General features: G+C 70.1%; 16 protein-coding genes. 8 read left to right on the forward strand and 8 right to left on the reverse strand.

Going from position 1 to position 16,552, the window contains the following annotated elements; translation table 11 throughout:
• Positions 1 to 3: 3 nt before the first annotated feature.
• From ACU6WY_RS00370 to ACU6WY_RS00385, 4 genes are all read right to left on the reverse strand, one after another.
• A complete protein-coding gene (locus ACU6WY_RS00370; RefSeq protein ID WP_483820509.1) occupies positions 4 to 1,107 on the reverse strand; it encodes a YihY/virulence factor BrkB family protein in 1,104 nt (367 codons plus the stop codon).
• A gap of 130 nt (positions 1,108 to 1,237) precedes the next feature.
• Complete coding sequence (gene argG / locus ACU6WY_RS00375) at positions 1,238 to 2,680, reverse strand: argininosuccinate synthase (RefSeq protein WP_483820510.1); 1,443 nt, start codon at positions 2,678 to 2,680, stop codon at positions 1,238 to 1,240.
• A 51-nt stretch (positions 2,681 to 2,731) separates the two neighbouring features.
• Positions 2,732 to 3,397, reverse strand: a complete 666-nt coding sequence (locus ACU6WY_RS00380; protein WP_483820511.1) for a peptidylprolyl isomerase — start codon at positions 3,395 to 3,397, stop codon at positions 2,732 to 2,734.
• Between the two features lie 36 nt (positions 3,398 to 3,433).
• The gene (locus ACU6WY_RS00385; protein WP_483820512.1) at positions 3,434 to 4,126 is read right to left on the reverse strand and encodes a Pr6Pr family membrane protein; all 693 of its coding nucleotides are present in this window, start codon (positions 4,124 to 4,126) and stop codon (positions 3,434 to 3,436) included.
• A 119-nt stretch (positions 4,127 to 4,245) separates the two neighbouring features.
• Here ACU6WY_RS00385 and ACU6WY_RS00390 point away from each other — a divergent pair, with 119 nt between their 5' ends.
• The gene (locus ACU6WY_RS00390; RefSeq protein ID WP_483820513.1) at positions 4,246 to 5,532 is read left to right on the forward strand and encodes an adenylosuccinate synthase; all 1,287 of its coding nucleotides are present in this window, start codon (positions 4,246 to 4,248) and stop codon (positions 5,530 to 5,532) included.
• Position 5,533: 1 nt separating this feature from the next.
• Positions 5,534 to 6,733, forward strand: a complete 1,200-nt coding sequence (locus ACU6WY_RS00395) for a lactonase family protein (protein WP_483820514.1) — start codon at positions 5,534 to 5,536, stop codon at positions 6,731 to 6,733.
• Between the two features lie 64 nt (positions 6,734 to 6,797).
• On the opposite strand, the gene ACU6WY_RS00400 is transcribed toward ACU6WY_RS00395, so the two are convergent.
• Positions 6,798 to 7,922 (reverse strand): AI-2E family transporter, encoded by a 1,125-nt coding sequence (locus ACU6WY_RS00400; protein ID WP_483820515.1) that lies wholly within the window; start codon positions 7,920 to 7,922, stop codon positions 6,798 to 6,800.
• A gap of 68 nt (positions 7,923 to 7,990) precedes the next feature.
• On the opposite strand from ACU6WY_RS00400, the gene ACU6WY_RS00405 reads away from it, so the two are divergent.
• From ACU6WY_RS00405 to ACU6WY_RS00420, 4 genes are all read left to right on the forward strand, one after another.
• Entirely contained in the window at positions 7,991 to 8,296 is a 306-nt protein-coding gene (locus ACU6WY_RS00405) for a chorismate mutase (RefSeq protein ID WP_483820516.1), read from the forward strand.
• Positions 8,297 to 8,610: 314 nt separating this feature from the next.
• Positions 8,611 to 9,933 (forward strand): quaternary amine ABC transporter ATP-binding protein, encoded by a 1,323-nt coding sequence (locus ACU6WY_RS00410; protein WP_483820517.1) that lies wholly within the window; start codon positions 8,611 to 8,613, stop codon positions 9,931 to 9,933.
• On the forward strand, positions 9,933 to 10,901 hold the full coding sequence (locus ACU6WY_RS00415) for an ABC transporter permease (protein ID WP_483820518.1): 969 nt from the start codon (positions 9,933 to 9,935) through the stop codon (positions 10,899 to 10,901). The genes ACU6WY_RS00410 and ACU6WY_RS00415 overlap by 1 nt, the downstream gene beginning before the upstream one ends.
• Positions 10,902 to 11,019: 118 nt before the next feature.
• Positions 11,020 to 11,922: a glycine betaine ABC transporter substrate-binding protein gene (locus tag ACU6WY_RS00420; RefSeq protein WP_483820519.1), complete on the forward strand. Its 903-nt coding sequence runs from the start codon at positions 11,020 to 11,022 to the stop codon at positions 11,920 to 11,922.
• 35 nt (positions 11,923 to 11,957) lie between these two features.
• Here ACU6WY_RS00420 and ACU6WY_RS00425 read toward each other — a convergent pair whose 3' ends face one another.
• The 3 genes from ACU6WY_RS00425 to ACU6WY_RS00435 are packed head-to-tail and all read right to left on the reverse strand — an operon-like array spanning position 11,958 to position 14,375.
• On the reverse strand, positions 11,958 to 12,704 hold the full coding sequence (locus ACU6WY_RS00425; RefSeq protein WP_483820520.1) for a YqjF family protein: 747 nt from the start codon (positions 12,702 to 12,704) through the stop codon (positions 11,958 to 11,960).
• 15 nt (positions 12,705 to 12,719) lie between these two features.
• Positions 12,720 to 13,448 carry a hypothetical protein gene (locus ACU6WY_RS00430; protein ID WP_483820521.1) on the reverse strand — a complete coding sequence of 243 codons (729 nt, stop codon included), beginning with the start codon at positions 13,446 to 13,448 and terminating at the stop codon, positions 12,720 to 12,722.
• Positions 13,449 to 13,457: 9 nt separating this feature from the next.
• Positions 13,458 to 14,375: a hypothetical protein gene (locus ACU6WY_RS00435; protein ID WP_483820522.1), complete on the reverse strand. Its 918-nt coding sequence runs from the start codon at positions 14,373 to 14,375 to the stop codon at positions 13,458 to 13,460.
• A gap of 93 nt (positions 14,376 to 14,468) precedes the next feature.
• Here ACU6WY_RS00435 and ACU6WY_RS00440 point away from each other — a divergent pair, with 93 nt between their 5' ends.
• Together ACU6WY_RS00440 and ACU6WY_RS00445 are read left to right on the forward strand one after the other, a co-directional pair.
• Positions 14,469 to 15,839 carry a TrkH family potassium uptake protein gene (locus ACU6WY_RS00440; protein ID WP_483820523.1) on the forward strand — a complete coding sequence of 457 codons (1,371 nt, stop codon included), beginning with the start codon at positions 14,469 to 14,471 and terminating at the stop codon, positions 15,837 to 15,839.
• Positions 15,832 to 16,524: a potassium channel family protein gene (locus tag ACU6WY_RS00445; protein ID WP_483820524.1), complete on the forward strand. Its 693-nt coding sequence runs from the start codon at positions 15,832 to 15,834 to the stop codon at positions 16,522 to 16,524. The genes ACU6WY_RS00440 and ACU6WY_RS00445 overlap by 8 nt, the downstream gene beginning before the upstream one ends.
• The last annotated feature ends 28 nt before the right edge of the window (positions 16,525 to 16,552 follow it).

The following is a 16,552-nucleotide window of genomic DNA, read 5'->3' on the forward strand; positions in this document are numbered from 1 at the left end:
AAGTTATTCCGATCCGCCTCGGACCCGCGCCCACACGCGACGTACCCACGCCCGGCCGCGCGTGAGCGGTGAGTCTGGCCGCGGGGGAAGCTGCTGGCCCTGGCGAAGCAGGATGCCCCGCTCGAGGGTGATGCGCGCGGCGCGCTCGCGGCGCTCGATACCCGAGGTGTCGCGCAACGGCAGCTGCAGGTGCTCTTCGGCAGGGATTCCGGCCTGCAACTCCCGCCCCCGCTCCACCTGCGCGTTGAATTCCGCGCCGATCAGGAGCGCGATGTTGACCAGGAACAGCCAGATCAGGAAGATCGTGACGCCCGCGAAGGCGCCGAAGGTCGCGTTGTAGCGAGCGAAATTCGCGACGTAGAAAGCGAATCCGGCCGACGCGGCACCCATCACGAGCAGTGCCAGCAGCGCGCCCAGCCCCAGCCAGCGGAACCGCGGCAGACGGACGTTGCCCGTGCCCTTGTAGAGCACCGCGATCACCGACACCGCCGCGACCGCGAAGACCCCCCATCGGGCGATGCTCCACACCTCGATCGCCGCGTCGCCGAAGCCGACGAAAGAGCCGATGGCGCGCAGCACGGGGGTCGACAGCATCACCACGCCGATCATGACCATGACCGCCACGAGCAGCACGACGGTCAGCGCGAGCTGGAGCGGCTTGCGCTTCCAGTACGGGCGCCCTTCGTCGACACCGTAGATGCGATTGACGCGTCGGCCGAAGGCGCTGACATAGATCGACGCCGACCACAGGGCCACCGCAACGCTCACGAACAGGGTGATGTCGACGCCGGAGGAACCGGAGACGCTCGTGAGAATGGTCTCTGCCGTCTCCGTGACGGCCTGCGGGGCGACGGAATCGAAGATCGACAGCAGGCGTTGGCGCACCTCCGCGCTGTCGCCGATCACGCCCACGACTGCCATGACTGCCAGGCCCGCGGGAAAGATCGCGAGGACGCTGAAGAACGTCAACGACGCGGCGGCATCGACGCCGGCGTCGTCGATGAAGCCACTCACGGTGCGCCGGAGCGCATAGCGCCAGGTCTGCGCGCGCAACTGCGTGGGGGACGAGGGCTTCTCCGCGTCGTCGGGCTCAGGCGGATTCGGCATGCGTGCCACCCTAAACGCCGTGACGCGGTCGTCGCACGGGCACGCGCGACCGGGCGATCAGGAGTATCGTGACGCCCCGCCTCCGCGGGGGCGCGGCGCCGGACCGCCGACCGTCCTCTCCCAAGCGAGGTCAGTCGGTGCCGGACTCGAACGCCGCGGACTCGCCCGCGGCATCCGTCGCGCCGGCCAGGCGCTCGCCGGCCGCGTCGAGCGGGGTGGCCGGCTCAATGATCTCGCGCGCGCCGCCGGCGGTGACGTCGCCGACGAGCTCGCCGGTGGGGCCGCCGATGAGGCCGAGGGCCGCGTACTGCTCGAGACGCGCGCGCGAGTCGGCGATGTCGAGGTTGCGCATGGTGAGCTGGCCGATGCGGTCGACGGGGCCGAACGCGGCGTCGCCGACGCGCTCCATCGAGAGCTTCTCGGGCGAGTACGACATACCGGATGCCACGGTGTCGAGGATCGTGTAGTCCTCGCCGCGGCGCAGGCGCAGGGTGACCGAGCCCGTGATGGTCGACCCGACCCACTTCTGGATCGACTCGCGGAGCATGAGCGACTGCGGCTCGAGCCAGCGTCCCTCGTACATGAGGCGGCCCAGGCGGCGGCCCTGCTCGTGGTAGGTGGCGAGGGTGTCTTCGTTCAGGATGCTGTTGACCAGGCGCTCGTACGTGATGAACAGCAGCGCCATACCGGGCGCCTCGTAGATGCCGCGCGACTTGGCCTCGATGATGCGGTTCTCGATCTGGTCGCTCATGCCCAGGCCGTGGCGGCCGCCGATCGCGTTGGCCTCGCGGACGAGGGCCACCGGGTCGTCGAAGCGCGTGCCGTTGATGGCGACGGGGCGACCGGCTTCGAACACGACCGTGACGTCTTCGGTCTCGATCTCGACCTCGGGGTCCCAGAACCGGACGCCCATGATGGGCTCCACCGTCTCGAGTGAGACGTCGAGGTGCTCGAGCGTCTTCGCCTCGTGGGTGGCGCCCCAGATGTTGGCATCCGTCGAGTAGGCCTTCTCTGCGCTGTCGCGGTAGGGGAAGTCGTGCGCGACGAGCCACTCGCTCATCTCTTTGCGCCCGCCGAGCTCGGTGACGAAGTCCGCGTCGAGCCACGGCTTGTAGATGCGCAGTGCGGGGTTGGCCAGCAGCCCGTAGCGGTAGAACCGCTCGATGTCGTTGCCCTTGTAGGTGGAGCCGTCGCCCCAGATGTCGACGCCGTCTTCTTTCATGGCGCGCACGAGCAGGGTGCCGGTCACAGCGCGACCCAGCGGCGTGGTGTTGAAGTAGGTGCGTCCGCCCGAGCGGATGTGGAATGCGCCGCAGGCGAGGGCGACGAAGCCCTCTTCGACCAGGGCGGTCTTGCAGTCGACCAGGCGCGAGATCTCGGCACCGTACTGCGTCGCCCGGCCCGGGATCGAGGCGATGTCGTCTTCGTCGTACTGCCCGAGGTCGCCGGTGTAGGTGCAGGGCACGGCGCCCTTGTCGCGCATCCACGCGACAGCCACGGAGGTGTCGAGACCACCCGAGAAGGCGATGCCGACGCGCTCGCCGACGGGAAGGGACTGGAGGACCTTGGACATGCCGTCGATTCTATGGGGGACGGATGCCGCGCCCCTACGCCGTGAGCGGGGTCAGCCGATCGTGACGCCGGTGATCGTGACGGGGGTCGCCGGAGCGCCGTCGCCGCCGCCCGTCGCGGTGCCGTCGGCCGCGATCGTCCGGACCACCTCGAGTCCCTCCGGGGCGAGGCTGCCGAAGACCGTGTAGTTCGGCGGCAGCTCGGTGTCTTCGTACACGAGGAAGAACTGCGACCCGTTCGTCCCCGGTCCGGCGTTGGCCATGGCGACCGTGCCGGCGGGGTAGGTCTCGCTGCCGTCGAGCTCGTCGCCGAAGCGGTAGCCGGGGCCGCCCGTGCCGGTGCCACTGGGGTCACCGCACTGCAGCACGAAGATGCCCTGCGTGGTGAGGCGGTGGCAGGGGGTGTCGTCGAAGTACTGCTGCTCGGCGAGCGACACGAAGCTCCCGACGGTGCACGGGGTGCGGTCCGCCGTGAGGGTCAGGGGGATGTCTCCCGCCGACGTCTGCAGCACGGCGGAGACGTCGCCCGTGGGCTCCTCGCCGGCGGTGGGCGGTGAGACGGACCGCTCGGCCTGACCGGCGGCCGGATAGGCGCAGCCGTCGGCGCTCGCCGACGTCGGTGTCGAGGGTTCGGCTTCGCCTCCCGAGCCTCCGGCGCAACCGGTGAGGACGAGAAGGGCGGCGGCGGCGAGAGTCGCCGAGATCAGACGCGTACGCACGCGCCCTAGAGTACGACGCCCGCCGCCCCCGCGCGGTCAGGCCGAGCGGATGCCGCGGGCTCGGCCGACCGCGACCGCCCCCACGGCGACGACGATGATCCCGATCGCGATGCCGACGATGTAACCGGCGACGCTGCCCCACCCGGCGCCGTTCGGGTCGAGGAAGGGGTACGGGTACCAGTACGGCAGCCCGTTCGTGGGGTTGGTCACGAGGGGGGCCCGTACGAGCGTGTACGCGACCCACACCAGCGGGAAGATCGCGGCCCCCGCGGCGGCGCCCCACGGCAGGCGGCGGCGACACGGCGCCACGAAGAGGTCGATGAGCAGGAACAGGGGGGCCCACACGTGCATGACCTCGTTGGACCAGCCCACGGTGTCGGGTCCGACCGAGATCGCGCGGAGCAGGGTGTTGTAGACCACGCCCGTGATGACCATGTACGTCGTGACCCAGGCCAGCACCACCGCGACCACCGGTGGCTCGGGCGCGATCTTCCGACCGCGCCGGAGGAACCACAGCGCCGCGACGGCCAGAACGGCGGCCGAGGCGGTGTTGGAGAGGATCGTGAAGTAGCTGAAGAAGTTCGCGATCGTCGTCGGTACGTCACGGCCGTCGGCGGCGGCACCGGAAACGGTGGAGATGAACTGGGCGATGAGCGCGGCGGTGATGAGCGCGGCCATCGCCAGACGCAGAGCGGTCCAGCCGGTGGCCCAGGCGGGGGAACGGAGCATGGGGTCAGGTTAGTGATTGCGCGTAAGCGCTGGACGGGCCTGTGGACAGTTGCGGAGGGGAGGGTCGGGGCTGCTCGATAGGATGGGGTGTACCGCCGGATAACACGCGAGGAGCGCACATGCCCGGAATCGTGATCGTCGGCGTCCAATGGGGCGACGAAGGCAAGGGCAAGGCCACCGACCTGCTCGGTGAGCGCACCGACTGGGTCGTCAAGTTCAACGGCGGCAACAACGCCGGCCACACCGTCGTCATCGGCAACGAGAAGTACGCGCTGCACCTGCTGCCCAGCGGCATCCTCTCGCCCGGCGTCACCCCGGTGATCGGCAACGGTGTCGTGGTCGATCTCGAGGTGCTCTTCAACGAGCTCGAGGCGCTCAACGCCCGTGGCCTCGACACCAGCCGCCTCAAGATCAGCGCCAACGCGCACATCATCACGCAGTACCACCGCACGCTCGACAAGGTGACCGAGCGCTTCCTCGGCAAGCGCATGATCGGCACGACCGGTCGCGGCATCGGCCCCGCGTACGCCGACAAGATCAACCGTGTCGGTATCCGCGTGCAAGACCTGTTCGACGAGAACATCCTCCGGCAGAAGGTCGAGGGCGCCCTCGACCAGAAGAACCACCTGCTGGTGAAGGTCTTCAACCGCCGTGCGATCACGGTCGACGAGATCGTGGAAGACCTGCTCTCGTACGCCGAGCGCGTCCGCCCCATGGTCAAAGACATCTCCCTGCTGCTCAACGACGCGCTCGACCGCGGCGACGTCGTCGTCTTCGAGGGTGGCCAGGCCACCATGCTCGACGTCGACCACGGCACCTACCCGTTCGTGACGTCGTCGTCGGCCACGGCCGGAGGCGCCGCGACGGGCTCGGGCGTCGGCCCGAACCGCCTCGACCGCATCGTCGGCATCGTCAAGGCGTACACGACCCGCGTCGGCTCGGGGCCCTTCCCCACCGAGCTGTTCGACGAGAGCGGCGACTGGCTGCGCTCGCGCGGCTTCGAGTTCGGCACGACCACCGGGCGGCCCCGCCGCGTCGGCTGGTACGACGCCCCGATCACCCGGTACGCCACGCGCATCAACGGCATCACCGACCTCGTGCTGACCAAGCTCGACATCCTCGGCGGCCTCGAGCAGATCCCGGTGTGCGTCGCCTACGACGTCGACGGTGAGCGGTACGACGACCTCCCGGTCAACCAGACCGACTTCCACCACGCGAAGCCGATCTACGAGTACCTCCCGGGGTGGAGCGAAGACATTTCGACCGCGCGCACGTTCGACGACCTGCCGCAGACCGCGCGCGACTACGTGCTCGCGCTCGAAGAGATGAGCGGCACGCGCATCTCGGTCATCGGTGTGGGCCCGGCGCGCGACCAGGTCATCGTCCGCCACGACCTCATCGACTGATATGCGGTTCTGGGTCGGCGCCTACGCCTCCGACGCGGGCTCGGCCGAGGGCATCGGCATCCTGCAAGCGGGCGACGCCGACTCGGTGTGGGCGTCCGGTCCTCTCGGCATGGTCGGCACGGCCGTTGCGGCCCCCGGCTCGCCGTCATGGATCGCCGCGCACCCGCGACACGACATCCTGTACGCCGCGCTGGAGTCCGACGGCACCGTCCAGGCTTACCGTCGCACGGGTGAGACGAGCCTCGCGCGGATCGGTGCGCCGATCCCGGCCGGTGCGGCCGTCTGCCACGTCGCCGTCGCGCCCGACGCGTCGTTCCTCGTCGCCAGCTGCTGGGGTGACGGGCGCGTCGTACGCATCGCCCTGGATGCCTCGGGCCGACCGTCGTCGCCGGTGATCGCGCCCGCGGCCGCCGACCCGTACGCCTCCGCCCCCGACGTGCCGTTCGTCGAGACCGGCGCCGCCGTGTCCGGGGCCGCCGTGCCTGATCTCGCCGCGGCCGTGCGCGCTCTGCGTGAGGTGGCGGGCGAGGAGTTCGGGCACCTCATCCCCGCCTACGACGCGGTGCCCGAGACCGACGCCGAGTCCGAGGAGGCCGCCGCCGGTGCGCGCGTCTCCCGCGCGCACGAGACGATCTTCCTGCCCGGCGGAGCGTTCGCCACCACCGACATGGGCCTCGACCTCGTGCGCCTGTGGGAACCCACTTCCGCGGGGCTACGCCTTCGGCAGGAGGTCGCTCTGCCGAAGGGCAGTGGCCCGCGCCACGGCCTGTGGCATCCCTCCGGGCACCTCTACGTCGTGACCGAACTCAGCCGCGAGGTGTTCGTGCTCGCCCCGGATGCCGCCGGCCACTGGCGCCTCGTCTCGGGTCAGCCCCTCGCGGGAACGCTCGACGGCGACACCGCCGCCGAGCTGTGCGCGAGCCGCGACGGCGCCACGCTGTACGCCGGCGTCCGCGGGAGTGACACGATCGGCGTGCTCGCCGTACGCGGAGCGGGCGAGGCGCTGCAGTTCACCGCCCTCGCCGACGCGGGCACGCACTGGCCGCGCCACCACGTCGTCGTCAATGACACGCTGCTCGTCGCGGGGCAGCTCGCCGACGAGATCGTCTCGCTGCCACTCGACCCGCGCACCGGGGTGCCCGGCCGCGTGAGGCACCGCACGGCGTCGCCCTCGCCGACGCGCCTTCTGCCGCTGCGCTGAGCGAACGACGCCGTTCAGCCGCGCGGACGCGCCCGGTCAGCGACGCCTCCGCGCGAGCCGGCCCCTACTTCTTGGCATCCTGCTGCGGGATGATGATCTGCTTGATGATCAGCAGCACCGAGGCCGTGACCGGGATCGCGACGAGCGCCCCGAGAAGGCCCAGGAGCGTGCCCCCGACGAGGGCGCCGATGACCACGAGCGACCCGGGCACCGAGATCGTGCGGTTCATCACGCGCGGGGTGAGAACGTATGCCTCGATCTGCATGTACACCAGATAGACGCCACCGAAGATGAGGCCCGAGACGGGATCGACGAGGAGCGTGAGCACGGTCGCCGTGCCCCAGAAGAGCACCGATCCCACGAGCGGAATGAGCGTGATGCCGAACGCGAGGGCGGCCAGGAGCGCCGCGAACGGCTGACCGATGATCGTGAGCAGGATGAACGCGAACACCGAGTTGAACAGCGCCAGAATCACCATGCCGGCGAGGTAGCCACCGACCGACTCGGTGATCTGGCCGGTCATCTGCGCCACCGTCTCGCGGCTGCGTGCCGGGGTCAGGCGCACGAGCGAGTTCTTCATCGACGGCAGGGATGCCAAGAAGTACAGGCTCAGCACGAGCACGATGATCGCGCCCGAGATGCCGGTGGCGAGATTGACGCCGACCTGCAGGAGCCCTCCGCCGATGGCGCTGAGGTTCGCCGGGTTGGTGAAGAAGGCCTGTACCTCGCGCAGAATGTCGCCGAGACTGTCGCCGAAGTTGTCCTGGACCCAGTGCACGGCGTCGCTGGCGATCACGTCGTTGACGAAGTTCGGGATGTCGGTGACGAACTGCTCGACCTGACGCACGACGGGCGGGATGAGCAGCAACAGGGCAGCCACGAGGATGACGGCCAGCCCACCGAAGACGATGAGGATCGCCCACGCGCGCGACACCCCGCGGCGCACGAGAATCCGCACCAGCGGATCGAGCGCTAGGGCGACGAACAGCGCGATCGCGATGTAGATGAGCACTGTCGACAGGTTCGACAGCGCCAGGCCCAGCAGGAGCGCCGTGAGGCCGCCGAGGGTGAGGAAGAACCCGGCCGCATAGGGGCGGGCGATCGCCGACCACACGGGTCGGTCGCGCGAGGTGACCTCGCCGGCGTTGGCGCCTTCGGCGGCGGGGTCGGGGCGCGTGGAACGGCTCATGGTCACACTGTAGGGCGTGCCCTCGCGCACGTGTGGGCGCGCGATAGGGTCAGGACCCGGGAGGACCAATGACCGACGCTGACCCCACGACGATCCTGCAGGGCCTGCGAGGCAGTATCGACAACATCGACGCTGCCCTGATCTTCCTGCTCGCCGAGCGTTTCCGCTGCACGAAGCAGGTGGGCGTCCTCAAAGCGCAGCACGGGATGCCGGCATCCGACCCCTCTCGCGAAGAGCAGCAGATCGCCCGGTTGAAGCGTCTGGCCGCCGAGGCCGACCTCGATCCGGAGTTCGCCGAGAAGTGGTTCAACTTCGTCGTCGCCGAGGTGATTCGCCACCACCGGTCGGCCGCGGCGCAGCCACTGGCCGACTGACCCGACACGCCCGGGCTGACATCGGCGCACGCGCGCGAGGTCGACTCGGGACGGTGTTCGCCATGTGCGCGCGCGTGCCACGGTCCGCCGTGAATCGCAAGCGGCGACGTGATTTGCCAGCCGATCCATCACCGTGAAAGGTTGGTGGAGGCCCGTTTTGGGCCGCCCACCCGACCAGTCCGCGGTCGTCGGTGTCGGCTCGGGGGAGCTGACGCGACGAGCGTACGGTCGGCGGCCCGGGCGCCGGAACCGAATCCTGCGCCGACGCGCTCGCCCCCGACGGGCGCAGGACGGCTGCCACCCGGGCGTGACCGATGCGGCCACCCGAGGCCGCCCAGGTGCACACAGTGACCCACCCGCATGCCATCGCGGCGAGGAACCTCTTCAAGGTCTTCGGCCGCGCCCCTCAGACCGCGGTCGAAAAGCTCCGCGCCGGAGCCCGACGCGACGAGCTCGGCGACGCCGGGACCGCGGCCGTCATCGACGCGAGCTTCGACGTCGAACCCGGCGAGATCTTCGTCATCATGGGCCTTTCCGGCTCCGGTAAGTCCACCATCATCCGCATGCTCAACGGCCTGCACGACGCCACCGCCGGCACCGTCGAGGTACAGGGCGACGCGCTCACCGGAGTGGGAACCGCGCGTCTGCGTGCCCTCCGACGCGAGCGCATCGCCATGGTGTTCCAGCACTTCGCCCTTCTGCCGCACCGCACGGTGGCCGCCAACGTGGCGTACCCCCTCGAGATCCGCGGCGTCGGCAAGACCGAGCGCCTGGCCAAGGCCGAGGAGATCCTCACGCTCGTCGGGCTCGACGGCTGGGGCGACAAGCTCCCCTCCGCGCTCTCGGGCGGAATGCAGCAACGCGTCGGCATCGCCCGCGCGCTCGCCGCCGACACCGACATCCTGCTCATGGACGAGGCGTTCAGCGCGCTCGACCCGCTCATCCGTCGCGAGATGCAGGAGCAGCTGCTCGAGCTGCAGCGGACGCTGAAGAAGACGATCGTCTTCATCACCCACGACCTCAACGAGGCGATGCTCCTCGGTGATCGCATCGCGGTCATGCGCGACGGCCGGATCGTTCAGATCGGCACGCCCGAAGACATCCTCACCGACCCCGCCAACGACTACGTCGAGCAATTCGTGCAGGACGTGGACCGCGCTCGCGTGCTCACCGCGTCCAACGTCATGGAGCGCCCCCGCCCCCGGGTGGATGCCGCGGCGGGACCGCGCACGGCTCTGCGACAGATGCGCGATGCCTACATGTCGGCCGTCTACGTCACTGACCGCGACCGTCGACTCCTCGGGATGGTCACCGACCGCGACGCCGTGAAGCTCGTGCGCGCGGGCGAGACCTCCCTGCTGAACAAGCTCAAGCCCGTCCCGCACAGCGTCCGCGAGGACGAGGTGCTCATGAACCTGTTCGTTCCCGCTCTCGAGTCCCCTCTCCCGTTGGCCGTGGTCGACGCGGACGGGCGCCTGAGCGGCGTCATTCCGCGCGTGACCCTGCTCGCCGCGCTCGGCCCCGGCTCCACCGCCACCGAGGAGATCACCGTGCTCCCGCAGCCCGTGCCGTCCGCGGAGATCGATGCGGTGCTCGCCGGCGAAGCCGTGGCATCCGGAACCGAGGAGGTGCGCTGATGGATGGTTTCCGCATTCCGATCGGCTCGTGGGTCGACTCCGGCGTGGACTGGATCCGCGACAATCTCTCGGGCCTGCTCGACATCATCGCCGTGACCGTCCGTTTCCTCGTCGACGGCCTCAGCGACGTGCTGCTGAGCGCCCCGATCGTCGTGGTGATCGTCCTCGCGGCGCTCCTGGCGTGGGTGCTGCGCTCGTGGAAGCTCGCGATCGGCACCGTGGTCGGGTTCACCCTGATCCTCGGCATGGGGCAGTGGGTCAGCGCCATGCAGACCCTCGCGCTCGTGCTCGTGGCGGCGGTCGTCGCGGTGGCGATCTCCGTTCCGCTGGGCATCTGGTCGGCGCGCAACGCCACCGTGCGCGCGATCCTCAAGCCTGTCCTCGACTTCATGCAGACGATGCCTGCCTTCGTCTACCTGATCCCGGCGATCACGTTCTTCAGCATCGGTGTCGTGCCCGGTGTCGTCTCGACGGTCATCTTCGCGCTGCCGCCCGGCGTGCGTCTGACCGAGCTCGGCATCCGTGGCGTCGACTCCGAGACGGTCGAGGCCGGCCACGCGTTCGGCGCGACGCCGGGGCAGATCCTCCGTGGCATCCAGTTGCCCCTCGCGATGCCCACGATCATGGCGGGCATCAACCAGGTCATCATGCTCGCGCTGTCGATGGCGGTCGTCGCCGGCATCGTGGGCGCCGATGGGCTGGGCAAGGAGGTCGTGGAGGCCATCTCGACCGTCAACCTGCCCAAGGGCGTCGAGGCCGGACTCAGTGTCGTCATCCTCGCCGTCTACCTCGACCGCCTCACCGCGGCCCTGGGCAGCCCCGCCGAGCACCCCTCGTCGCTGCGGGGGATGCTCGCTCGGCGCCGGGCGGAGCGGTCGGCCACGGCCACGGCGATCCCGGGTGCCACCACCGAGGCCGAACCCGCGGCGGCATCCCCGCGACGTGCCCCGATCTCGACGGGCGCATAGCCCGTCCTCCGCGCGCGTGAGGGGTCAAAATGTGTCGCTTCAGAGCGCTCGAAGCGACAGAAACTGACCCCTCACGCGTCACAGAAACGACATACGGAACTGGAAAGAGAGCATTCACATGAACAAGCGACACCTCACCACCACCCTCGCGCTCGGCGCCGTCAGCGCACTCGCGCTCGCCGGATGCGCCAGCGGCAACCAGGCCGAGGGCGGCGACGCCGGATCGGGCGACAAGGGCACGATCACGCTCGGCTTCCTGCCCTCGTGGACCGACGGCCTCAGCACCGCCTACCTGCTCGAGAACCAGCTCGAGAAGCTCGGCTACACGGTCGAGATGCAGACCCTCACCGAGGCCGGCCCGCTCTACACCGGTCTCGCGCAGGGCGACGTCGACGTCTACCCCTCGGCCTGGCCTGAGCTCACCCACGCCTCGTACATGGAGGAGTTCGGCGACTCGATCGAGGACCTCGGCGCGTACTACGACAACGCCAAGCTCACGATCGCGGTGCCCAGCTACGTCGACATCGACTCGATCGAGCAGCTGAAGGACAACGCCGCCCGCTTCGACGGCCGCATCTACGGCATCGAGCCGGGCGCGGGTCTGACCAAGCAGACGCAGGAGAGCATGCTCCCCGGCTACGGTCTCGACGGCGAGTACGAACTCGTCACCTCCTCGACCGCGGCGATGCTCACCGAGCTCGACAACGCCATCGCGGCGCAGGACGACATCGTCGTGACGCTGTGGCGTCCCTTCTGGGCCAACGACGCCTACGACGTCAAGGACCTCGAAGACCCCCAGGGCCTGATGGGCGAGCCCGAGGCTCTGCACTTCCTGGGGACCAGCGGCTTCGCCGAGCAGTACCCGGATGCCGCTGAGCTCATCGCCGGGATCCAGCTCGACGACGCGCAGTACGGCTCGCTCGAAGACCTCGTGGTCAACGAGTACGGCGAGGGCCGTGAGGCCGAGGCCGTGACCGCATGGCTCGAGGAGAACCCCGAGGCGTTCTCGACGCAGCGCTGACGCTCACCGCGAGGCCCCTTCCCCCTGACGATCGGTCAGGCGGAGGGGGCCTTCGCGATTCCCCGCGCGGGAGTGAAGCGCGTGAGGAAGCCCGGGTGCCCGGCGGGCATGGCCAGCACCGAGTCGGGCGTGCGCCCGGTGAGCTGCGGGAATCCGGCGTCGGCGACGAGCTCGTCGTCGAGCACCTCCAGCTCGGCCGTCACGAGCGGCCAGGGCTCGTGCGTGTTCGCGGCCCAGATCGTGCGCCCGAGGTGGCGCTCGTGGAAGCCCCAGCGGGCGGTGAGGAACCGCGAGAGCTCGGTGTCGACCGGCTCGTCGCCGAGGCGGGCGCGCAGACGGGTTCCCGGATGCCGGCCACCGTGGCGTCGCGATCGGAACTCGATGCGAGACCCCTCCGTGCGCACCCCCGCGCGGGCCCAGCGGTAGGGGAGGCCGAAGAGCGCGCGGGCGGCCAGGACCGGGGCGAGGTGCTCGGCCTCGAGCGTGCGGAAGACCACGCCGCGGCGCCCCTCCGCGTCGACGGCGTACGTGCGGACGTTGATCTCGGTGAAGGTTCCGACGAACGGCACGGGCGGCAGCGGCAGGAAGCGGAAGTCGCTCAGCACGAACGGGACGAGCCCCACCCACGCCGAGCCGTCGTGCACATCGGGACGCGTGCCGGGCGGAAGGAGGGGCGCGACGTCGGCGGGATCGACGCGCCAGTGCACGAACACGGCGCGGTTCCACCGCTGTTCGATGACGGCGCGGCCGGAGAGGGTGGGGGCGTGGCGTGCGAGGGTCACGGGGAGATTCTCTGCTCAGGCCGCGGGCTCGGGTGGGGTTCCGGAGGCCGATCGCGGCAGCTCCAGCGCCACCTTCTTCTCGAGCTCGTCGACGGCTTCGTCGCTGAGCCAGATGAGTCCGTCGAGCTCTTGCCGCACGCGACGGTAGGCGACCTGCCGCTCGTTCGGCGTGGCCGCCTGGTCGACGGCGACGCCGAGCAGCTGTTGCGCGGTGTCGAGGCGTTTGCGCTCCTCGGGAGTGAACGCCGCGGCCTTCACTCGACGCGCGTCGCGTTCGGCGAGCTCGAACGCGACCTCGTAGTCGGTGACGGCGTTGCGGTACTCGGCGAGCTGGTCGGGTGCGACTTTCTCGCCCGAGCCCGGGCGCAGATTGTCGGCGACCTTCTTCGCGCGCAGGAATGCGGCGGTGAGCGGCTGGCGTCCGTCGCTCATCGCGGGGTACGAGATGAGCTTCGACACGTCGAGTTCGTAGTCGAGCCAGCGGTGGGTGACGTCGTCGTGCCGCTCCTGCACGCGCGCGAGGCCGTCGATCGCGGGCGTCGCTTCGGGCGCGGCGACCGGGGCGGGAGAGGATGCCGTGATCCCGCCGTTCTGCGCGCGCATGAGCTCGAGCTGCTCGCGGTGCCGGCGGCGGGCCGAGAGTTCGCGCTGCTTGCTGATGGTGCCGATGGCGCCCATCGTCATGCCGAACAGGGGGAAGACGAGCCACCAATAGCTCTCGGCGAACTGCAGGACCTCGTTCACAGAGCCAGGCTACGCGTCGGGGTCGTTCTTGCGCGCCCGCTTGGCGGTGCGCTCGCTCCACGACCGCGCGGCCGCGCGCCCCATCGACTCCATCGACCGGGCCAGGGCCCGCTGCGCGGTTTCGGCGAGATCGGATGCCACCCGGCTCCAGGCATCGGTGTCGCTGACGTCGGGCGTCTCCTGTCCGCCGCGGCGCGCGGCGCGTTCGGCACGGTCGAACGCGTGGGTCAGGTGCCGCACGGCGTCGCGGTAAGCGAGGAAGTCGGCGGGCTCGAGACGCGAATCCACCGCGGCCGGACGCAGCCACTGGGCGCGCTCCTGCGCGCGCAGGAACTCGGCGAGGAGCGGCGACCGCGGGTCGCTCATTACGGGGAAGTCGATCGCGAGGGCGGGGTCGGTCTCGTACGCCATCCACCGCACCAGCACGGCGTCGTGCTCGGCGAACAGGCGCGCCACCGGCAGCGGAGCACTCCCCGCGCGGATCGCGGGGAGCATCGCCTTCGCGGCCTTCACTCCGGCGCGACGGGCGCGCACCTCGGCCGCGGCGGCGCGGAGATCGCGTTGGGCCGCGGTCAGGCGCGCGCGGGCGGCCGCGACCGTGTCGGACGAGGCCCGGGATGCCGCCCGCTCGGCCTGGGCGCGCACCACCTCGGCATCGGCGACCTTGACCTCGGCGCGGCCGCGCGTAACGGTGTGCCGTGCGCTCTGGAGGTCGAGGAGCGCGGCGTCGAGTTCGAGTCGGCGCGCGGCGTTCTTGCTGAGCGGCCGTGACGCCCAGGCGCGCGCCGCGCGATCGCTGGTCGTCGCGCCGGCGGGCAGTGCGCGATGACGGGAGCGGCGCACGCCGATCCACCCGAGTGTGCCGGCACCGGCCGCAGCGGGCCCGATCCACCACCACTCGGTGAGCAACACCACCAGCGGTTCCACACCCCCATGCTACGTCCGGCCACCGACGCGGCGCAGGGTGTCCGGCCCGGCGCCGCTGTCACCATCGCGCCGCGCGTGTGAGATCGTTGCCCAGTGAAACACCGGCATTCCTCGGTTCGCGGGGGCGACCACGCGCGTCGTGGTCTCCGTTTCACCCCGGGTCAGGCCATCGCGCTGGCCTTCGGCTCCGTGCTCTTCGTGGGCACGGTGCTGCTGTGTCTCCCGATGGCGGCGCAGGAGCGCGCGGCGACGCCGCTCGAGGCACTGTTCACCGCCACGAGCGCGCTGAGCGTCACGGGCCACATCGTCGTGGACACCCCCGTCTTCTGGTCGCCGTTCGGGCAGGTCGTCATCCTGCTGCTGATCCAGACGGGCGGTTTCGGCGTGATGTCTTTCGCCACGCTGCTCGGTCTGCTCGTGGCACGACGTCTGGGCCTGCGCACCCGACTCACCGCGGTGAGCGAGACGCACACGGTCGCCGTGGGCGACGTGCGCCGGGTGCTGACCGGCGTCGCCGTCATCACGGTGTGCAGCGAGGCGATCGTGGCCGTGCTCCTCACCGCGCGCTTCTGGCTGGGGTACGACGAGACGTTCGGCCGGGCGCTGTGGCTCGGGCTCTTTCACGCGGTCTCGTCGTTCAACAACGCCGGGTTCGCGCTCTTCAGCAACAACCTCATGTCCTTCGTCGCCGACCCCTGGATCTGCCTGCCGATCTGCGCGGCGGTCATCTTCGGAGGCCTCGGCTTTCCGGTGATCATGGAGCTGCGCCGGAAGATCATGTTCCCGCGGCGGTGGACGCTGAACACGATCACGGTCGTGATCGGCACGTGTGTGCTCCTGGTCGCGGGGGCTGTCGCGCTCACCGCCCTGGAATGGTCGAACCCCGCAACCCTCGGACCCCTGGATCCCGGGGGGAAGATGCTCGCCGGGTTCACGATGTCGGTGATGCCGCGTACCGCCGGCTTCAACACGATCGACATCGCGCAGATGCACGAGGAGAGCTGGTTCCTCACCGACATCCTGATGTTCATCGGTGGTGGTCCGGCCGGAACCGCGGGTGGCGTGAAGATCACGACGTTCGCCGTGCTGTTCTTCATCATCGTGGCCGAGTTGCGCGGCGACACCGCGGTCAACATGTTCGGCAAGCGTCTGCCCCGCTCGACGCACCGCGAGGCGCTGACGGTCGCGCTGCTGGCGGTCGCGCTGGTCGTGAGCGCGACGCTCGCGATCATGCTGATGAGCCCCTTCAGCGTCGATCGCGTGCTGTTCGAGGTCATCTCGGCCTTCTCGACCGTGGGGCTCTCGACCGGCATCACCGCGAGTCTTCCCCCCGCCGCGCAGCTCATCCTCATCGTCCTGATGTTCATCGGCCGACTCGGCCCTGTCCTGCTCGGTGCCGCCTTGGCACTATCGAGAGAGAAGCGCATGTACGAACTGCCGAAGGAGCGTCCGATCATTGGCTAATCCGACTCACCTGTTCACCCGGCGTCGCAGCCGGGACGCCTCGGCGGTCGCCGTCATCGGACTGGGACGCTTCGGCGGCGCCCTGGCGACCGAGCTCGCACGCTCGGGCACCGAGGTGCTCGGCATCGACACCGACGAAGACATCGTGCAGTCGCTCAACGGCGTGCTCACCCACGTCGTGCGCGCGGACTCCACGAAGCAGGTCGCTCTCGAACAGCTCGGCGTCACCGATTTCGATCGCGTCGTCGTCGGCATCGGCTCCGACATCCAGGCCAGCATCCTGACGACGTCGCTGCTGAAGCGCATGGGCGCGCGGTCGATCTGGGCGAAGGCGATCAGCGACCAGCACGGGCTCATCCTCGAGCAGCTCGGGATCGAGCACGTCATCTTCCCGGAGGCCGACATGGGGCGACGGGTCGCCCACCTCGTCCGCGGCTCCATGCTCGACTACGTCGAGTTCGACAAAGACCTCGTGGTGGCGAAGACGGTCGCTCCGCAGGAGATGGTCGGGATGACGCTCGAGCAGGCGGCCGTGCGCCGTCGCCACGGCGTGACCGTCGTGAAGATCAAGGGAGCCGACGGCGAGTGGCGCCCCGCCGGGGGCTCGTCCGTCGTGTCCGAGGGCGACCTGCTCATCGTCATCGGTCCCGTCGAGCGGACGGAGCGCTTCGCGGCGCTGCTCTGAGGCGCGTCCGGCCGCGCCGGCGGGACGG

The sequence above is a fragment of the Microbacterium sp. ZW3a genome, from assembly GCF_057167165.1.

Bases quoted from the DNA above. Each gene is read 5' to 3' on its own strand.
- ACU6WY_RS00370 (WP_483820509.1), bottom strand. From the start codon at position 1,107: ATGCCGAATCCGCCTGAGCCCGACGACGCGGAGAAGCCCTCGTCCCCC.
- argG (WP_483820510.1), bottom strand. From the start codon at position 2,680: ATGTCCAAGGTCCTCCAGTCCCTTCCCGTCGGCGAGCGCGTCGGCATC.
- ACU6WY_RS00385 (WP_483820512.1), bottom strand. From the start codon at position 4,126: ATGCTCCGTTCCCCCGCCTGGGCCACCGGCTGGACCGCTCTGCGTCTG.
- ACU6WY_RS00390 (WP_483820513.1), top strand. From the start codon at position 4,246: ATGCCCGGAATCGTGATCGTCGGCGTCCAATGGGGCGACGAAGGCAAG.
- ACU6WY_RS00395 (WP_483820514.1), top strand. From the start codon at position 5,534: ATGCGGTTCTGGGTCGGCGCCTACGCCTCCGACGCGGGCTCGGCCGAG.
- ACU6WY_RS00400 (WP_483820515.1), bottom strand. From the start codon at position 7,922: ATGAGCCGTTCCACGCGCCCCGACCCCGCCGCCGAAGGCGCCAACGCC.
- ACU6WY_RS00405 (WP_483820516.1), top strand. From the start codon at position 7,991: ATGACCGACGCTGACCCCACGACGATCCTGCAGGGCCTGCGAGGCAGT.
- ACU6WY_RS00410 (WP_483820517.1), top strand. From the start codon at position 8,611: ATGCGGCCACCCGAGGCCGCCCAGGTGCACACAGTGACCCACCCGCAT.
- ACU6WY_RS00415 (WP_483820518.1), top strand. From the start codon at position 9,933: ATGGATGGTTTCCGCATTCCGATCGGCTCGTGGGTCGACTCCGGCGTG.
- ACU6WY_RS00420 (WP_483820519.1), top strand. From the start codon at position 11,020: ATGAACAAGCGACACCTCACCACCACCCTCGCGCTCGGCGCCGTCAGC.